The organism is Acidobacterium capsulatum ATCC 51196 (genome assembly GCF_000022565.1).
GTDB classification, from domain to species: domain Bacteria; phylum Acidobacteriota; class Terriglobia; order Terriglobales; family Acidobacteriaceae; genus Acidobacterium; species Acidobacterium capsulatum.
In genome coordinates this window covers 2543557-2560581 of sequence record NC_012483.1, presented here as the reverse complement: position 1 = coordinate 2560581, position 17025 = coordinate 2543557, and the positions used below count along the sequence as shown (strand labels likewise).

The following is a 17025-nucleotide window of genomic DNA, read 5'->3' as shown; positions in this document are numbered from 1 at the left end:
CCAGATAAGCATCGCGCGCATATCATGGTTACAGACGATGCCGCGTCGTCCCGCTGATGTTGTGCCGCTGAAGATCATGCCTTCTGATGTTTCCATGACGCCGAACCCGCATTCGGCAAGAGACGCTGCGCCCAAGCTTGCGCTGCCCTGGGTGGTGCGGCTGCGCTATGGCATGGTGCTTTGCGGAGTCGCGGCATTGCTGGCGGCCGCGCCTGTTTTTCATATCTCCGCGCGCATCATTCTCTGGGCGCTCGTGCCCTATCTGCTGATGTTGGTCACCAATCTGTGGCTTCGGCGCGCACATCACCTTTCACCGCGCGCGGCGCAGCAGACGCTGGGCGGCATCTTCGTCTTCGACATCCTCTGCCTCACGGCGGTGCTGGGCCTTACCGGCGGCCCTATGAATCCCTTCAGCCTGCTCTTTCTAGTGCAGATCACGCTCTCGGTGGTCGTCCTCAAAAAGGAGTGGACGTGGACCCTTGGCCTGCTCTCTGCCCTTTGCTTTGGCTCGCTGTTCTTTTTGAATGTGCCGCTCATGGACATGCACATCATGCCGGCGGAGTATCCGCACCTGGTGGGCATGTGGGCCGCATTTGTGGCGGCGGCGGCGTTGATCAGCTTCTTCACCGGCCGCGTCTCTGACGCTCTGCGCGACCGCGAGTTGGAAGTGCTCGCGCTGCAGGAGAAAGTCGCGCGGCAGGAGCGGCTGGCATCGCTGGGCACTCTGGCCGCGGGTGCGGCGCATGAGCTGGGCACGCCTCTGGGCACCATCGCAATTGTGGCGCGCGAGCTGGAGCGTTATGCCACCACGCTGGCTGAAAGGGAAGGTCTTAATCATGAGGCGTGCGATGACCTCAGCGAAGACGCTCGCCTGATTCGCTCCGAGGTCGAACGCTGCCAGCGCATTCTGCAAGGCATGAGCGCGCGGGGTGCGGAGCCCATGGGCGAGGCGCCGCAGGCCATCTCCGTGAGCGAGCTGCTGCGGCAGATGCTCGAGCAGGTGCCCGAGGCAAAGCGCATGCGCATTCGCCTGCATGCACAGGAGGATCAAACGCGGCTTACGCTGCCGGTGCGGGCGACCGTGCAATCGCTCAGCGCACTGGTGAGCAATGCGTTCGATGCCGGAGGCGAAAGCGTCGAGGTGCAGGCCGCATGCATGCATGACAATGTGGTGCTGACCGTGCGCGACCACGGCAGCGGAATGAGTGAGGAAGTGCTGCGCCACGTGACCGAACCATTTTTCACTACCAAGCCGCCCGGCCTCGGCATGGGGCTCGGCACATTTCTGGCGCGCACTTTCGCCGAGCATCTCGGCGGCGCATTGTCTTATGATTCCGCACCTGGCCAGGGCACCACCGCCACACTGGCCTTGCCGATACGCTGCCTGCAGCCACTGACGGCCACCCGCCCCGGACCAGCCCAGGAGCTGCGTAGAGATGCCTGAGAAAATGCCGCTGGTCTATGTGGTCGACGATGACGAAGTCTTTCGCAACCGGCTTGCGCGTGCGCTGCGGCAGCGGCACTGGAACGCGCAGCCCGCGGCAAGCGCCGAAGAGGCATGGGCGCTCGCGCGGCAGCAGACGCCAGATCTGGTGCTGCTGGACCTGCGCATGCCCGGCATGGGCGGCCTCGAACTCATCGAGAAGCTGCGCGCGCTCGACGCCACGATGAAGATCATCATGCTGACCGGCTATGGCAGCATTCCCACCACCATCACGGCTCTGAAGCGTGGCGCCGATGATTACCTGAGCAAGCCTGCGGACGCCGACCAGATTGTCGCCGCCTACGAGCGGCTGCTGGCTCCTGAAGCACAACCGGCGGAGCCGCCCGCCGAAGCGCCCAGCCTCGCCCGCGTGGAGTGGGAGCACATGCAGCGCGTGATTCATGACTGCGGAGGAAACATTTCGCAAGCTGCGCGGGTGCTCGGCATTCACCGCCGCTCATTGCAGCGCAAGCTGTCGAAATATCCGCCACCACGATAAGTCCACGCAACTAAAATCACACGTCGCGCAGCAAAAAGGGATCACCGCTCAGCGGTGATCCCTTTGCTTGTGATCCGTCAATAAGCCGCCGCGTCAGATGCGCATCGGCATGATGATGTAACGGTACTTGTAATCTTCCTGACCGTCTTCAGGGCGCATCTGGCCGGCCGATTGCGCGTCCTTGAACTCCAGCCGAACCTCGCCCGTGTTGCCGATCGCCTTGAGGAAGTCGAGCAGATAAGCCGAGTTGAAGCCCACCACCAGCGGATCGAAGCTGTATGGCGTCTCGATCACGTCTTCGCTCTCGCCCGAGTCCGTCGAAGAAGCCGAAATCTTCAACTCATTCTGCTCCAGGCGAATCTTGATCGCACCCGACCGCTCATCGGCAAACTGTGACGTGAGCTGAATGGAGCGCGAGAGGTCTTCGCTGCGCACAATGGCGAACTTGTTATTGTCGCGCGGCAGCACAGCCTCGTAGTTGGGGAACTGCCCCGTCAGCTTGCGGCTGGTGAGCACGCGGTGACCGATGCGGAAGAACAGCGTACTGTCATCATCAGCAAACTCCACTGACTCGGCATCGGTGTTGCCCAGCAGCGACTGCAGCTCAGAGAGCGCCTTGCGCGGAATCAGCGTCTTCTTCTCCGCGCCCATCGACGGAAAGTTTTCGCCGCTCTTCTCAATGTGCGCCAGGCGGTGGCCGTCGGTCGCGACCATGGCAATCGACTCCGCCTTGAGAATCAGCAGTGCGCCGTTGAGCGTGTAGCGCGACTCTTCGTTCGAGATAGCGAAAATCGTCTTTGCGATCAGGTTCCGCAGCGATGCCACAGGAATCGCAATTGCGCCGGTGGAGGGAAACTCCGGCACCTGCGGAAAGTTGGCGCGTGCCATGCCGACCATCTTGGTGTTTGACCGGCCGGAGCGAATCTGCACCCAGTGGTTATCCATCAGCTTGATGCTGACGTCGCCTTCGGGCAGCAGCTTCACGTAGTCATAAAGCTTGCGCGCGGGGATCGTGCAGGAGCCCGGCTTCTTGACCTTCGCCGCGCAGGAGGTGCGCATGCTCTGGTCCAGATCGGTCGCCGTGATCGCGAGCCGGTCCTCGTCAGCCTCGATAAGAAAGTTCGACAGGATGGGAATGGTGGTCTTGCGCTCGACCACGCTCTGCGAAGCGGTGAGCTCGCGGAGAAGATCCTGGCGGCTGACGCTGATCTCCATGGTTCCTGCGGCTTTTTCCTGCTCGACTCCAACCGGCATGCTGGTTTCTCCCACTACGGTTTGGCTCAAATCTACACCACAAACGGTGCAGCACAGAAGGGAATGGCTGCACAAATTACGCGTTTTTACTGCGTGGCTTCATTGTAGGGACTCTCCTTTGGACCGTCGCCGTGGAAATCCCGGCCGTTGTGTGAAAGCCAGTGGCGGATCGCTCAGGCCGGAATGAGCCCAAAAAGCTGGCCCGGCGCACATCGCCGGCGTAGGGTGTGAGGCGCGACTACGGGTACTACGAAGAAAGAGTCTTTCTTCCCAGCCGTAGTAACCGTTCGATTCGGAAAAGTGGAAATCTCAAGCCAAACCGCAGCAGGAGCGCACCAGAACATGGGCCTCGTTTTAGAAAACCGGGGACAGTCAGAGAGCAAAACAAGGAAAGCCGGTCGAAAACCCTTCACACCTGCCCATGGTTCTCCTGCTTTTGCACTTCAGCGTTTTGAAACCATGTGGAAACCATGGCCGCCAAGTGGGAAAACGGTCCGCATGCGCGCAGATCAGCCACGCCGCAAAGACGCGGCTTCCACAGCGGACGGCTTGTCCGAAACTTCCACAGGTCCAATTTAGGCGCAGGAAAACCCCGACAGAAATACGGCTTCTGCCGGGGTCTGGGGAGGAGGCAAATGCTTGCCCCGGTGCGAAAAAATATTTAGCGGCTCACCGAGACGCCGCCGTTCGTGCTCCTGAAGCTCAGCGTCGCGCCCCCGTGACCGAGGTCGCCCGCATAGTGGTGACGCGCGATTTTGGTGATGTTCGGCAGATCCACTGAGATTCCGCCATTGACGTTCTGCACATCGAGGTGCGCCGAATAATGGCTGCCAAGGGTGACATTCACGCCGCCATTGGTCGTTTGCGCCCAGAGTCCCTGGCCGGTCCATCCGTCGCCTCCCAGCGTCACCGAGAGCCCGCCATTCGTCGTTTTGGCATGCACCTCGCCGTTCAGGTTGACCAGGCTAAGGCCTCCGTTGGTCGTGGCTGCGTCGATCTTTCCATTCAACTGCCGCAGGTTGATGCCGCCATTTTCGGTGTGCAGTTGGGCGGCGATGTTCTCGGGCACGTAGAGCCGGTAGTTCACATACCAACTGGGCCCGCCCCATATGCCAGAAGAAGGCCCCGTCGCATGAATCTCTCCATCGGTATGAATGGTGACTTTCTGCGCAGTCGCCTCGGCCTTTGCGTGGCTGCTGTCCTGCACAATCACGCGCGCTTCCAGCTCAATCGTGTTGCGCTGCTGCCCGATGACCTCAATGCCGCCGTTCTCATCGCGCACCTTCACCTCGCCACTGGCCGGCAGGGTGATGCGGCGCAGCTCGCAGAACTGATGACGGGAGCCAAAGAGGGAATAGTTGCGCGTGCCGCCGTAGTGGCCCTCGCAGGAGGATGTGGTCCACGACTGTTTGACGAACTGGGGGGACTGCGCGCGGGCAGGCAGGGTGGCCGCCAGCAACAGCGGGAGTATCAGGAGTGTCGGGGCAAAGACGAAACGGCGCATCAGAAACCTCCAGGGGAACAATACCGATGCATACGGCAGCGCGGCGTAATTGGTTCCCTTGCGGATATCTTCAGGATGGCGAGAGCGATTGGATCGCCTTTTGCCAGCCTCTCTGATAGACCGAGATCACGATCAGCCGCACGCACAGCGCGATGCCCGCCCCGATGAGCGTGCAGATGGCGCGATGCTGCGCCACCTCAGGCCCCGGCAGCTCATTGAGCGAGAGCAAAAAGACGATATAGCCGGTCACGGTAAAGGTGAAGAGGGCATAGTTCACATTGAGCAGCCCGTAGCCGAACCACGCAAACAGGATCGTCATGGCGGCGAGCGTGATGACGCCAGGGTGCAGATGCACCAGCAGAAAGCTGATCAGAATGGCTCCGGCCACGGTGCCGAACATGCGCGCGATGACGCGGTTCACCGTGTCGGTCATTCCAGGCTTGAGCACCACCAGCGCCGTGATCGGAATCCAGTAGCCGCTGGGATAGTTGAGCCGGCGGTAGATCTCCGTCGTGAGCCCCAGCGTGAAGGCCAGCCGCAGCGCGTAGGGAATAGCGGAGTTGAGCGAGCGCCGCTGCCAGAGCGAATCCGTCGTTTCCACCACCGCCTGCCGCAGCGCGGCCTCCTCAGCCAGCAGGTAGCGCTTCAGCTCAAGCACGCGGCGGCCCAGCTCGCCCGAGAGATGCAGCAGCAGTGACGAGAGAACAAGCTGCAGCGCTCCGCCCGCAAAAAGCAGTGCGCCGCGAGCCAGCGCATCGAGCGGCGAGGCCGGAAAGGCCGAGGCCACCAGCAGCGTGATGACGCATTGCTGGCCCACCCACGCATACCCGCCGGGGCGCGAGGTGAGCATCCCATATCCGAAACCCCACAGCGCCGCCATCACAACCATCAGCACGCTGTGATAGCCGAGCATCACGCCCAGAAATCCAGCAAAAGCCATGCCGAAGGTGACAAAGATCATCGGCAGCAGGTTTGAGTCATCAATGCACTGCTTCTTGCCAAAACCCGTGTTCATGGCCCCGCCGGCGGCAATCATGCCCACGGCCGGATGCCCGATGGCAATGCCGATGCCCAGGCAAAGCGCAATCGGCAGCGTCAGAATCAGGTCCGCGCGCAGCGTCTGGTTCTGCCAACGAAAGACGTAGCTGTCAGTCAGATATTTGTAGCGCCCGGCCACAGCCGGAGCAGGCGTTGAGGACATAAGGTTCTGCCCACTAGGATGACATCGCGAGCGCTTTTGTCACAGTCTGCTCAAAAAAGAGGTGCGGCTTGCTGGAGTGGTCCGGAAGCCGCATTCTCAGCGCAAGCCTCAATGCAGGTCCTTGACCTTCATGCCCTGGGGGATCTTCAGGTGAAACTCCTGCTCGTTCAGGGGCAGGTTGAAGCGAATATTCTGGAAGGTCACCAGAATCTGGTACTCCTGCAGCGGCCGCCGGATGGTGATGGTGGATGGAAACTCGATGCCATCATGATTCACCAGCGGGCCAAAGACGGCCTGCGTCTCAATGCTGCCCTGTGCGTCGTAGATGTCCTCTTCCGTCGGCTGCAGTGTTGTGCGGTCAAACTGGATCATCCGGCTGGGCACCAGCACGTTGCTGTTGGGCGACTGGCGGCGCAGGATCGTGAGGTCATAGAGCGGCACAATCAGCAGATGCTTAGGCTTGGCCGGCACAATCGTCTTGGTCTCTGACGTCAGCACGCGCAGGTCATCGGCCGTGATGGTCTCGACCAGCAGCGAGTTGAAGAAGATGTCCGGCCGCATGTTCTCAATGGGATTCTTCGACGGATGCGTGACCTTGTTCGTCCCCGTATACGCCTGGCTTTTCGGCGGAATCACCATGGTGAAGTTCTCGCCGTTGCTCGCCATGTCAAACGCCGGCAGGTGGACCACGGGCAGGTAGCCGATGACGCGCACGTCGCCCGGCCGCTGCATGACGATGTAGCCGCTGAAGGGTGTAATGGTCTTCTCTTTGCCCTTCAGTTCGCCGCCCTCGGTCACCTGGAAGGTCACCTGCGCGGTGAGCGAATGTATCTTTTCATAACGCTCATTGATCAGGCTGGTGAGCTGATCGGGCGTGGCTGAGAGCACCGTTTTGGGCATCTCTGCCTTGGGCACGCGCCTTACATGCACAAAACAGCCCGACAGCGCGGGCAGTCCCAGGCTGAGCGCCAGAGCGAGTCCTCGTGTTTTCCATTGAGTCAACAATTTTCCAGTATATCCGTCGCGGTTGCGGAGTCAGGCAGAACTCTCAGAGTTACGTATGCGGAGAGGTGAAAGTTCTGCTCTGAGCGTCTAGCGCCTTTGTGCCTGCCGGACCGCGCGCCGGTAGGCCTGCACATTCTTGTCATGCTGCGCCAGCGTGGCCGAAAAACGGGAATGCCCGCTCGGATCGGCGCTGGCCGCAACAAAGTAGAGATAGTTGGTCTGGGCCGGATGCATGGCCGCGCGCAGCGAAGCCACTCCCGGATTGCAGACCGGCCCCGGAGGCAATCCGGCATGCGTGTAGGTGTTATAGGGCGAGTCCGATTTCAGGTCAGACTCATAAATCGCGCCCCGGTAGTGATTTTTGAGCAGCGCCGCATAAATCACTGAAGGGTCCGTCATGAGCGGCATCTGCTGCGCCAGCCGGTTATAAAAGACGCTGGCCACCAGCGGCCGCTCCGAGGGGATGGGCGTCTCGCGCTCCACCAGCGAGGCGAGGGTGACAATCTCGTGCAGGCTGGGCGTCGTCTGGTCGGCGGAAGCCGGCAGCGAAGCAACTTTGTCGAGCCCCAGCTTGGCCGCCTCGGCCCGGAACTGCGCGACCATGGCCGCGGCGATCTGCTCCGGCGAGACGCCGGGCGAGAACTTGTAAGTATCAGGGAACAGGTAGCCCTCCAGGCTCGGCGCCTGCGGGTCAAGATCGCTCACCAGTTGGGTGTCGTGCTCGGCCACGGTCAAAAAGCCCTGCTCGGTGGCGAGCTTTTTCTCTGCCAGCTTGCGGGCAATATCAAAGATGTTGGAGCCTTCCGGAATGGTCACGCTGACGGTGTAAACGTCGCCGAGGCGCAGCCGGCGGTAGACCTCGGTCAGGGGAGCCGGATGGTCAAAGCGGTATACCCCGGCCTTGAGCGCGCCCCCGCGAGCCAGGTGCATGGCTTCGAGCGCCCAGCGGCTCCGAATCAGCCCCTTCTGCTCCAGTTGCCGCCCGATGCCAAGCGTCGGCGTGCCCGGCGCAATGGTCACCAGCACCGGCGAAGACGGCCCCACGGGCGTCAGGACCACGTACGCTCCGTAGCCGCCGGCGGCGAGAACAACCAAAAGAAAGAGCTGAAAGAGTTTGCGCAAGAGAATAACTCGCTGGATCGTTATATGGTTAGACTCTCATCCTGGAGTGTAAGGTGCGAAAAGTGCAAACGAGGTTGGCATAACCTCTAGACTGACCGTATGGCCGCGCAATCACAGATCGAGGACTCTACGGCCCGCATCATGGCCCTCGACGTCGGCGACCGCCGTGTCGGCGTCGCCGTCAGTGACGAGCTGGGCCTTACGGCACAGCCCGTGCTGACCCTGGTCCGCACCAATCGCAAGCAGGACATGAAGTCCCTTGGCCGCCTGCTGCGCCGCTTCGGCTGCACCGAGGTCGTGGTGGGCAACCCACTCTATATGTCGGGGGATATCAGCCCGCAGGCGCTCAAAGCGCAGGCCTTTGCCGCCTGGGTGCGGGAGGAGTTCGGTTTGCCCGTTCACCTGTGGGACGAGCGCCTCACGACCACCGAAGCCCACCGGCATCTGCACGCCGCCGGCCGCCCCGGATCGGAGCATCGCGAGGTGGTCGATCAGGTCGCCGCCGTGCTCATTTTGGATGGATTTCTGGCGGCCCGCCGCGCCCGGCAGGCGGAGCCGCAACTCCGCACAGGGGAACCATAAGCATTCCGGTTGCGTAGGTCCCAGCAGGGAGGACGATCTTATGTATTGCTCCGCATGTGGTCAGGCCCTGGTTCCGGGGGCGGCAGTTTGCCCGCGTTGTGGTCGGCCGGCTGGAGTTGCGCCGGTTCCCTTCATCTATAACCGCGTGCATCGCCACGTGCAGACGCTGGGGTGGCTATGGGTCGCCTATGCCTTCTGGTCGGTGCTCGGCGCGCTGATTGCCATGCCCTTTCTTGAGGGCATGTCGCATGGCTGGTTCGGCCACATGCACGACATGCAGGTGTGGCCCTTTGGCATGTATGGGCACTGGCATTGGGTGATGCAGGTGGTGATCGTGGCGCTGTTTCTGCGTGCCATTCTGAGCGCGGCGGTGGGCATCGGACTGCTGCAGCGCGCTCCGTGGGCAAGAGTGCTCGCTATTGTGGCGGCCGTGCTGACGATTCTGAAGCCCATCGCGGGTACGGTTCTGGCCATTTATACGCTCTGGGCCATCGCGCCCAGCCTCTCCGCGCAGGAATGGGACGGCATGAAGCGGCCCATGTGACCGCCATTACAAGCGCTCGCGCCGCCCAAACCCTAAAATAGAGTCATGAGCTACCCCATCACCCGCATGCGGCGGATGCGCCGCACCGAACCGCTGCGCGCCCTCGTGCGCGAAACGCATCTGGAACCCGGCGCGCTGATTCTGCCGCTGTTTCTCTGCCCTGGCGAGGGCATGCGCCGCGAGGTCAGCTCGATGCCCGGCGTCTTCAATCTCTCGGTCGATGAGGCCGTCAAAGAGGCCGAAGCCGCCGCCGCGCTCGGCGTGGGAGGGTTGCTGCTCTTTGGCCTTCCCGAAACGAAAGACGAACAGGCCACCGGCGCCTGGGACGACCACGGCATCGTGCAGCAGGGGCTGCGCGCGCTCAAGCAGAGCAGCGCCTCAAAACAGCTCGTGCTCATCGCCGACGTCTGCCTCTGCGAATACACCTCGCACGGCCACTGCGGCGTGGTGCGCCAGCAGGGCGATGAATATGAAATCGACAACGACCCCAGCCTCGATCTGCTGGCCCGCACCGCCGTCTCGCTCGCTCGCGCCGGGGCCGATGTCGTCGCCCCCAGCGACATGATGGATGGCCGTGTGATGGAGATGCGCGACGTGCTCGACGAAGAGGGCTGCGAGCAGACGCCGATCCTCTCCTACGCGTCGAAGTTCGCCTCGGCCTTCTACGGGCCGTTCCGCGAGGCCGCCGACTCTGCCCCGCAGTTTGGCGACCGCCGCAGCTACCAGATGGATGGCGCAAACCTGCGCGAAGCCATGCGCGAGATTGAGCTTGATCTCGACGAGGGCGCGGACATGATTCTCATGAAGCCCGCCATGCCTTATCTCGACGTGATTCGCGCGGCGCGCGAGCGCTTCGATGTGCCGATGGGTGCCTATCAGGTCTCGGGCGAATACTCGATGATGCAGGCCGCCTTCGCGAAAGGGTGGCTTGATCCCGAGCGCGCCATGATGGAGTCGCTGCTCTCGATTCGCCGCGCCGGCGCCGACTTTATCGTGACCTACTTCGCCCAGGAAGCAGCGAAGGTGCTCGGCTAAAGCAGTTTAGGAAATGGTGTCGCTCGAAGCCTCCGCCGCCAAGTCGTCGCGACCAGCAGGGAGCGACGACCCAGAAAACCGCAGGAAAGTTCACAGTATTTCCTAAACTGCTCTAAAGCGCCCCCATACAGAACGGCCTCAAGAGAGATTGTGATTATTCTTCGCCGAGGTGTTCGCCGGGCAACATGCGCGCATGCAGAATGCGAATGATTTCGACCGTCTCGCTTTGCGCGGACCGGGAAGAGCGGCGAACGCGATAAAAGAGGACATGACGGCGCTGCTCGATGCGCCGATAGCCTTTACGAATCTCATCGCAGGCTCTGCCCAGATGGGAGTTCGACGCCAGCCGCAGAATCATCTCCTCCAGCTCCGCGAGATATTGTTGCGCCTGTGCCAGGCCCCACGTTTGCCGGGTGTAGAGAGCGATCGCCTTGAGATCGGCCAGGGCAAGCCGGGAGAGCCTGTAATCAGCCACCCGCAGCCTTCGGCAAATCGTTCAGAAACTCCCGGACTTGCTCGAAGGGGTTTCCCGTAACAAAGCCGCTTTGCTCTCCCGCAACCAGGGCCGAGCGAAGTGCTTCAATCCGGGCTTCCTCTTCCCGCTCCTCCTTTTCAAGCGCGCGCAGACCGGCGCGAATGACCTCGCTGGCATTGCCATAGCGGCCTTCTTTGATCCGGGAATCGACAAAGCGATCCATCTGCGGAGTGAGATTGATATTGCGAGTGGGCATCCGGGCACTCCTGCGGAGAGCGTAGCGCGATTGGCAATATTTGGCAATCGAGAGGCAGGAGCGATGCCGGGCAGAAATGAAGAGGCGCTGAGAGATGGTAGGCGAGGCAGGGATCGAACCTGCAACCCCCAGCTTAGAAGGCTGGTGCTCTATCCAATTGAGCTACTCGCCCGCGCATGCTCATTGTAGCCCGTCAACCCCGCCCGATGTGGCGAAGGACGGTGCCCGGTGCGATACTGGTTACCGATGCCGATCGAAGATTATCAGGGAGCGGCGCAGACCATCGCTTCCTTCCTCAAAATGCTCACCACCCAGGGCGGACTTCGGCTGAAGTACCGCATCACCGCCGGCGCGGGCGCCGCTGATCCGCACGGCCTTGAGGCCCGCGAGATTTACGTCGAGCTGGCCGGTCCCGATGCTTCACTGCTCACCCAGCGTGGCGGCGAACTGCTGCGCGCCCTCGAGCACGTCGCGGCCAAGATGATCCGGCTTGAAAACGAGGAGCACGACCGCGTCTCCTTCGACTCGAACAACTTCAAGGCCCTGCGCGCGCAGGAGCTGAAACTCGCTGCCCAGACCGCCGCCGAGCGCGTGCGTGAGACCGGCCAGCCCTATGCCTTTGCCGCCATGAGTTCGCGCGAGCGCCGCATGCTGCACCTGGCGCTGCGCGATTATGAGGATCTAGAGACCTCATCGAGCGGCGAGGGTCTGAACCGCTTTGTGGTCGCTTATCCCAAAGGCTATGACCATCACAAGTTCGCTCCGCGTGTGCCGGCCGTGCGCGGCGGTGGACGCGGCCGCCGCTAGCTCTTCGCCGCGGGTATAGCCTTTTCTCATGCATCCGATTCAACCGCATCCTCAGCTTGCGGAAGTGGAGAACCTGGCCCACGAAACCATCGTGGCCATCTCCACGCCGCCGGGCCGCGGAGGCATCGGCATCGTGCGCCTCTCGGGTCCGCGAGCCGTGCCCATGGCCGAGGCTTTGGTGCGCCTGCGCCATCCGCTGCAGCATGCCTCTGCAAGATTCGCTGAGATCTATGAGCCGTCAGCCCCGGGCGAGCCGGCAGCCGAAGGCACGTCGGAAGCACCCCGCAAGCTCGACGAAGCCGTGGTCACATGCTTTCAGGCACCGCGCTCCTACACCGGCGAAGACCTCGTTGAGATTGCCGCCCACGGCTCCCCCGTCGTGCTGCAGATGCTCGTGCGCGCCGCTCTCGCGCAAGGTGCGCGGCTGGCCCGCCCCGGCGAATTCACTGAGCGCGCCTTTCTCTCCGGCCGCCTCGACCTCACGCAGGCCGAGGCCGTGCGCGACTTGATCGATGCGCAAACCCTCTATCAGGCGCGCGTCGCCGCCGAGCAGATGGGCGGCGCACTCTCGCGCCGCGTGCAACCGGCCAAGCAGCAGCTCGTCGAACTGATCGCGCTGCTCGAAGCCGGTATCGACTTTGCCGAAGACGATGTAGACGTCACGCCCAATGCGCAGATCCTCACGCGCATCGATGCGATGCAGCCCATACTTGAATCTCTTCATCGCTCCTTCGCGCGCGGCCGTCTCGTGCACTCCGGGCTCACGCTGGCGATTGTGGGCCGGCCCAACGTGGGCAAGTCCTCGCTCTTCAATCGTCTCGTCGAGCGCGAGCGCGCCATCGTCACCGCGATGCCCGGCACCACGCGCGACCTGGTGAGCGAGCGCGTTTCGCTCGGCGGCATTCCACTCGAACTGGTGGATACCGCCGGTCTGCGCGAAGGCGCGGATGAGGCCGAAACCATCGGCATTCAAAAATCGCGCGAGGCTCTGGCCGATGCCCACCTCGTGATGCTGGTCGTCGAGGGCAACACTCCGCTCAGTGAAGAAGAGCAGGCGCTGGCCGCATCGCTGGCGGGCCGCCGCGCCCTGCTGGTGCGCAACAAGAGCGATCTGGTGCAGCAAAAATCGCTTCTGGATACGCAGCCGGAAGCGCTATTTGCCTCGCCGCCGGAGGCGTCTTCTGAGAAAGAATCAGAGACAGTTACAAATATCCGCGCCGTCTCCACCTCCGCACTCACCGGCGAGGGAATCGCCGGGCTGCGCGAAACATTGCTCCAGATGATGCAGGCCGAGGGCATGGGCAGCGAGTCTGGCATGCTCACCTCGCTGCGCCATCATGAAGCGGTGTCTGCCGCGCTGGCCGCGCTCGGCAAGGCGCGCGCCGCGGCCCAGGCTGGCATTCCGCACGAGATGGTACTGCTCGATCTCTACGAAGCCCTGCGCCAGCTCGACTCACTCACCGGAGAAACCACCGCCGACGACATCCTGAACCGCATCTTCTCCACCTTCTGCATTGGAAAATAAAAAACGGCACTCGCCTTCTGATGGCGAGTGCCGCGTTGAGTCTTTCTTCCTACCACTTGGGGACAGTCATGCCCGGACCCTGGAAGCCCGGCATCCAGTCCGGCAAGTTTGGAGCCGGCGGCGGCGGCGGCGGCGCATTCGGCGGCAGCAGGCTGCGGTCAATGAACCACTGCCGCAGCAGGCCCGGCCATGCGCGCAAGGGGATAATCGAGCCGCAAAGCCCGCAGCCGTGATTGCTGTAGTCGAAGATGTGCAGCTCACCCGGCACACCGTTGCGAATCATCGCATTGTAAAAGTCGATGGAATTGTGAATCGGCACCACCGGGTCCCGCTCCGTCGCAAAGAGGAAAGTAGGCGGCGTGCTCGGCGAAACCTGCAACTCGTTCGAGTACTTCTTCACCAGCGCCGGCGAGGGATTCTTCCCCAGCAACGCATTGCGCGAGCCCATGTGCGTGATCGACTTCCGCATGGAGATCACCGGATAAGCAAGCACCATAAAGTCAGGCTTGCAGCTCAGGCGATCAATCGGGTCAGCAGCATTAGGATTCATCTTGTTGCAGTGCGTGCCCAGCGTCGAGGCCAGGTGGCCGCCAGCCGAAGAGCCCCACACGCCAATGCGGTTCGGGTCGATGCCCCACTCCTTCGCATGCGCGCGAATCACGCGCATCGCCCGCATGCCGTCTTCAATCTCCACCGGATAGTGGTACGGCGCCACGCGATAGTCGAGCACAATCGCCGGCATGCCCTGCGCGCGCAGCCACTCGCCAATCTGAAATCCCTCATGGCCGAGCGCCACAAACTCATACCCGCCACCCGGAATCACCAGCACCGCCGCGCTCGTAGTCGGCTTCTTGGGCAGCATGACATACAGCTCAGGAATATCCTGCGGCTTGTTGCCCAGCGCGCCGGGCGGCGTGCCCTGGTAGAGCGGCATGGGCTTGGGCAGGCCCTGGGCTGAAACGGTTTGTGCGGGCGCGGAGGCGGTCATCGCCAGAAAGCCCGCGCAGGCCAGAAGCAGAAGAGTAAGTTTTCGCATCGCCACGGTCATCAGTATAGAAGCAGCGATCAACAGTTGAGGAGAGCATGCGTCATCGCCGCCAGCGCCCCTTGCCACGCCTGCAGTGCCGCAGCCGCATCCAGCCCGCAGCCGGTCACATACGCAGTCATGCCAAAGCCCTCCTGCTGATGCATCCGTGCGCCACGCAGCACGAGGTCAATGCGCGCATGAGGCAGCGGCACTTCGCGCAAAGCCTGTGCCAGCGCGCATAGCAGCGCTTCCTGCTTCTTGAAATCACAAAATGTTTCTGCGCCTCGAGCGAGCAGATCAAGATACGACGCACAGCCGTGCAGCGGCGAGCCTGTCGCGGCAAGATCCGCCGCATCCAGCTCATACGGATCCAGCGCTTCGTCTTCACCATCGATCAACCACGCATCGCACTTTGAGGTGAGCCACGGCGAGCGCTCCGCGTTCAACGCATTAAGTGCTTCCGCCAGCGGTGCCCGCGCTTCTGCCAGCGCAAGATCACTCACCGCGGCTTTGCAGTCGGCATGGGTCGCGCGCAGATCCACCCACTGCAGGCCCTCCCCGCTCCACGGAATGACAATCTCCGGCAGCCCTTCGCCCAGCTCCACTGACCAGTCAGCTTCCACGCGCTTGCTCCAGCAGATAACGCAGCAGCAAATGCTCGGCCCAGTACCCGTCGTGAGCAAAGTCGGGCTGCGGTTGCTTGCGATCAGCCGGCGATAGAAACGCGCAATGGCCGCCATGTTGCGTCTCCACATAGCTCACCCACCGGTTAGCCAGCAGCGCGGCGCGCGTCGTCGGCAGCATGCGAATGAACGGGTCATCGAGCGAATGCAAAATCAGCGTCGGCACGCGAAACTCCGCCGCATATTGCGAGCTGGCGACAGAAACGTAATAGTCATCCGCATCGCGAAAGCCGCCGTAGCGTGCGACCGCATGATTGTCAAAGTCGCGCATCGTGCGCAGTTGCCCCGCAAGCTCCGCCGGATAAAGCCGTGGAAAGAGCTGCGATTTGTAACGGAGACGGCGGCGCAATGCACGCACAAAGTGCCACTCATAAATGCGATTGGCCGGCTCATGCAGCGCCGCGGAGGAAGGTGTCAGATCCATCAGCGGCGAAATGCCCACCACCGCCTTCAGTTGCGGCGGCGGCGCAACGCCATACTCGCCCAGCAGCTTCAGCGCCATATTGCCGCCCATGGAATAACCCACTAGAGCGACTTGTTCGAGTGCGTGCTCATCCACAATGCGCTCCAGCACGCGGGCCACATCGCCTGATCGCCCCGAGTGATAAATGGTAGGCGACAGGTGATCGGCGCCGCCGCAACTGCGCATGTTCATGCGCACGACATTGCAGCCGGCCGCCAGCGCGCGCGCCGTGTTGCCCACTACATACTGCGAGTTCGAAGAGCCTTCGAGGCCATGAATCAGCACCACCGTGAGCCGCACGCGGCGCACGTCCTCAGGCTGCCAGTGGCAATGGCACAGCACCTGCGTCGGCCCATACCCGGCGACCGGGCCTTCTACCTCCACCAGTAATGATTCTGGCTCAGGCAGTGTCTGTTTGCGGGGCAGAAAGTTGCCGGCCAACGTCTGCAGATGTCCATTGCGCAAAAAACGGCGCGGCACAAAGCGCGGCTCCCACGCGACGGCGGCATCGCTCATGGTGGGTGCAATCATCGCTTCGCTCTCAGTCAGCACTCCAGTGCCGGAGTCTTTCACGCTCCTCTTGGGCATATCTTCATTGTCGCTGATGCGGCGTTACAGTTCGTGGAATCGCTTCCGCACGGCCATCGCGCGCAAGGGTCCATCGGGAGCCTCTTCATGCTTGAAATACGCATACACATCGCCCGAGGCAGCCCCCTTGTGCAGCCGCTCTGCAAGCTCATCGAGCGCAGCCTCGTCATACTGCGAGCGCCGCAGCCGGTAGCAGGCAAATGCAGTGGTATGCACCTCCGGCGTCACGAGTTCGTCGCTCTCCGCAATGCAAAGCGCCGCGCCGTGGCGCTCCAGCGTGGCATACGTGGCGGTCTCAAACCATGACTCATGCCGAAACTCAAGCGCAAGCCGCAGATTGAGCCGGGATGCATCCTCAAGAAAGCCCGCCAGCCGCGCGGCATCCGCTCTGAAGTTGGGCGGCAATTGCACCAGCACCAGTCCCATGCGCCCGGCCTGCGCAAACGGCGCAACTGAATCCGCGAATGCTGCCATCGCCTCGCCGCAGTTCCGCAGCCGCAGCAGATGCGACACCCTCTGCGGAGCCTTGAAGCTGAAGCGAAAATCCTCCGCCGTCGCAGCCAGCCAGTTCTCTGCCTGAGCCGCACTCGGCAATTGGCGAAAGGTGTAATTCACCTCAACGGAATTAAGCTGCGAGGCATAGTAAGCCAGAAACTGCTTCGCCGCGGTCTTTGCAGGATAGAATCCTGGCTTCCAGCTTGCGTAAGCCCATCCGGAGCAGCCGGCATAAAGCGAATGACGCGCCATCGTGCCACCATCCTAGCCGCGCGGGGCTGCCCGCCGGAAGACGAAAGCCGGAATTGTAAGCAGGGATACTGCGAGAGGAGGGAACTGGGGCGGCTAGCGGGGATCGAACCCGCGACATCCTGAGCCACAGTCAGGCGTTCTGCCGCTGAACTATAGCCGCCACACGAGATTTCATTGTAGCATTCGCCAGCCCTTTCGAGGACCCGCGTCCGATACCCCCGGCGC

The 17025-nt window shown here is 62.3% G+C and carries 18 protein-coding genes and 2 tRNA genes; 7 read left to right on the top strand and 13 right to left on the bottom strand.

Features of this window, described 5'->3' with window-relative positions:
- Window positions 1-76 precede the first annotated feature (76 nt).
- Both ACP_RS10470 and ACP_RS10465 read left to right on the top strand, forming a co-directional pair.
- Window positions 77-1444 (top strand): ATP-binding protein, encoded by a 1368-nt coding sequence (locus ACP_RS10470; RefSeq protein ID WP_169305963.1) that lies wholly within the window; start codon window positions 77-79, stop codon window positions 1442-1444.
- Window positions 1437-1982, top strand: coding sequence for a response regulator transcription factor (locus ACP_RS10465; protein WP_015897294.1), 546 nt, complete (start codon window positions 1437-1439; stop codon window positions 1980-1982). The genes ACP_RS10470 and ACP_RS10465 overlap by 8 nt, the downstream gene beginning before the upstream one ends.
- A 93-nt stretch (window positions 1983-2075) precedes the next feature.
- Here ACP_RS10465 and dnaN read toward each other — a convergent pair whose 3' ends face one another.
- The 5 genes from dnaN to mltG all read right to left on the bottom strand — a co-directional run bounded on the left by dnaN (window position 2076) and on the right by mltG (window position 8068).
- On the bottom strand, window positions 2076-3236 hold the full coding sequence (gene dnaN / locus ACP_RS10460) for a DNA polymerase III subunit beta (protein ID WP_148215123.1): 1161 nt from the start codon (window positions 3234-3236) through the stop codon (window positions 2076-2078).
- Between the two features lie 661 nt (window positions 3237-3897).
- Window positions 3898-4740, bottom strand: a complete 843-nt coding sequence (locus ACP_RS10455; protein ID WP_015897291.1) for a DUF4097 family beta strand repeat-containing protein — start codon at window positions 4738-4740, stop codon at window positions 3898-3900.
- Between the two features lie 70 nt (window positions 4741-4810).
- The gene (locus ACP_RS10450; protein WP_015897290.1) at window positions 4811-5941 is read right to left on the bottom strand and encodes an FUSC family protein; all 1131 of its coding nucleotides are present in this window, start codon (window positions 5939-5941) and stop codon (window positions 4811-4813) included.
- A gap of 108 nt (window positions 5942-6049) precedes the next feature.
- A complete protein-coding gene (locus ACP_RS10445; protein ID WP_015897289.1) occupies window positions 6050-6943 on the bottom strand; it encodes a LolA-like protein in 894 nt (297 codons plus the stop codon).
- Between the two features lie 90 nt (window positions 6944-7033).
- The gene (gene mltG, locus ACP_RS10440; protein WP_015897288.1) at window positions 7034-8068 is read right to left on the bottom strand and encodes an endolytic transglycosylase MltG; all 1035 of its coding nucleotides are present in this window, start codon (window positions 8066-8068) and stop codon (window positions 7034-7036) included.
- A gap of 99 nt (window positions 8069-8167) precedes the next feature.
- Between mltG and ruvX the strand changes: the two genes are divergently transcribed.
- From ruvX to hemB, 3 genes are read left to right on the top strand one after another with little or no spacing between them, the layout of a single operon-like run.
- Window positions 8168-8650 (top strand): Holliday junction resolvase RuvX, encoded by a 483-nt coding sequence (ruvX, locus tag ACP_RS10435; RefSeq protein WP_083770581.1) that lies wholly within the window; start codon window positions 8168-8170, stop codon window positions 8648-8650.
- A 40-nt stretch (window positions 8651-8690) separates the two neighbouring features.
- Complete coding sequence (locus ACP_RS10430; RefSeq protein WP_015897286.1) at window positions 8691-9194, top strand: zinc ribbon domain-containing protein; 504 nt, start codon at window positions 8691-8693, stop codon at window positions 9192-9194.
- A 45-nt stretch (window positions 9195-9239) separates the two neighbouring features.
- Window positions 9240-10229 (top strand): porphobilinogen synthase, encoded by a 990-nt coding sequence (hemB, locus tag ACP_RS10425; RefSeq protein WP_015897285.1) that lies wholly within the window; start codon window positions 9240-9242, stop codon window positions 10227-10229.
- A gap of 154 nt (window positions 10230-10383) precedes the next feature.
- On the opposite strand, the gene ACP_RS10420 is transcribed toward hemB, so the two are convergent.
- From ACP_RS10420 to ACP_RS10410, 3 genes are all read right to left on the bottom strand, one after another.
- Window positions 10384-10704: a type II toxin-antitoxin system RelE/ParE family toxin gene (locus tag ACP_RS10420; protein ID WP_015897284.1), complete on the bottom strand. Its 321-nt coding sequence runs from the start codon at window positions 10702-10704 to the stop codon at window positions 10384-10386.
- Window positions 10697-10960 (bottom strand): type II toxin-antitoxin system ParD family antitoxin, encoded by a 264-nt coding sequence (locus ACP_RS10415; protein WP_015897283.1) that lies wholly within the window; start codon window positions 10958-10960, stop codon window positions 10697-10699. Before ACP_RS10415 ends, ACP_RS10420 begins: the two co-directional genes overlap by 8 nt.
- A gap of 95 nt (window positions 10961-11055) precedes the next feature.
- Window positions 11056-11132, bottom strand: a tRNA-Arg gene (locus tag ACP_RS10410).
- Window positions 11133-11206: 74 nt separating this feature from the next.
- Here ACP_RS10410 and ACP_RS10405 point away from each other — a divergent pair.
- Together ACP_RS10405 and mnmE are read left to right on the top strand one after the other, a co-directional pair.
- Window positions 11207-11767 carry a Jag family protein gene (locus ACP_RS10405; RefSeq protein ID WP_148215122.1) on the top strand — a complete coding sequence of 187 codons (561 nt, stop codon included), beginning with the start codon at window positions 11207-11209 and terminating at the stop codon, window positions 11765-11767.
- 28 nt (window positions 11768-11795) lie between these two features.
- On the top strand, window positions 11796-13292 hold the full coding sequence (gene mnmE / locus ACP_RS10400) for a tRNA uridine-5-carboxymethylaminomethyl(34) synthesis GTPase MnmE (protein WP_052294782.1): 1497 nt from the start codon (window positions 11796-11798) through the stop codon (window positions 13290-13292).
- A gap of 49 nt (window positions 13293-13341) precedes the next feature.
- Here mnmE and ACP_RS10395 read toward each other — a convergent pair whose 3' ends face one another.
- The 5 genes from ACP_RS10395 to ACP_RS10375 form a co-directional block, all read right to left on the bottom strand.
- On the bottom strand, window positions 13342-14328 hold the full coding sequence (locus tag ACP_RS10395) for an alpha/beta hydrolase (protein WP_041840187.1): 987 nt from the start codon (window positions 14326-14328) through the stop codon (window positions 13342-13344).
- 29 nt (window positions 14329-14357) lie between these two features.
- Window positions 14358-14942, bottom strand: coding sequence for a hypothetical protein (locus tag ACP_RS10390; protein ID WP_041839490.1), 585 nt, complete (start codon window positions 14940-14942; stop codon window positions 14358-14360).
- Window positions 14932-16053 (bottom strand): YheT family hydrolase, encoded by a 1122-nt coding sequence (locus ACP_RS10385; RefSeq protein ID WP_238525532.1) that lies wholly within the window; start codon window positions 16051-16053, stop codon window positions 14932-14934. The genes ACP_RS10390 and ACP_RS10385 overlap by 11 nt, the downstream gene beginning before the upstream one ends.
- 24 nt (window positions 16054-16077) lie before the next feature.
- Entirely contained in the window at window positions 16078-16800 is a 723-nt protein-coding gene (locus ACP_RS10380; RefSeq protein ID WP_015897277.1) for a DUF72 domain-containing protein, read from the bottom strand.
- Between the two features lie 85 nt (window positions 16801-16885).
- A tRNA-His gene (locus tag ACP_RS10375) sits at window positions 16886-16960 on the bottom strand.
- Window positions 16961-17025: the final 65 nt, after the last annotated feature.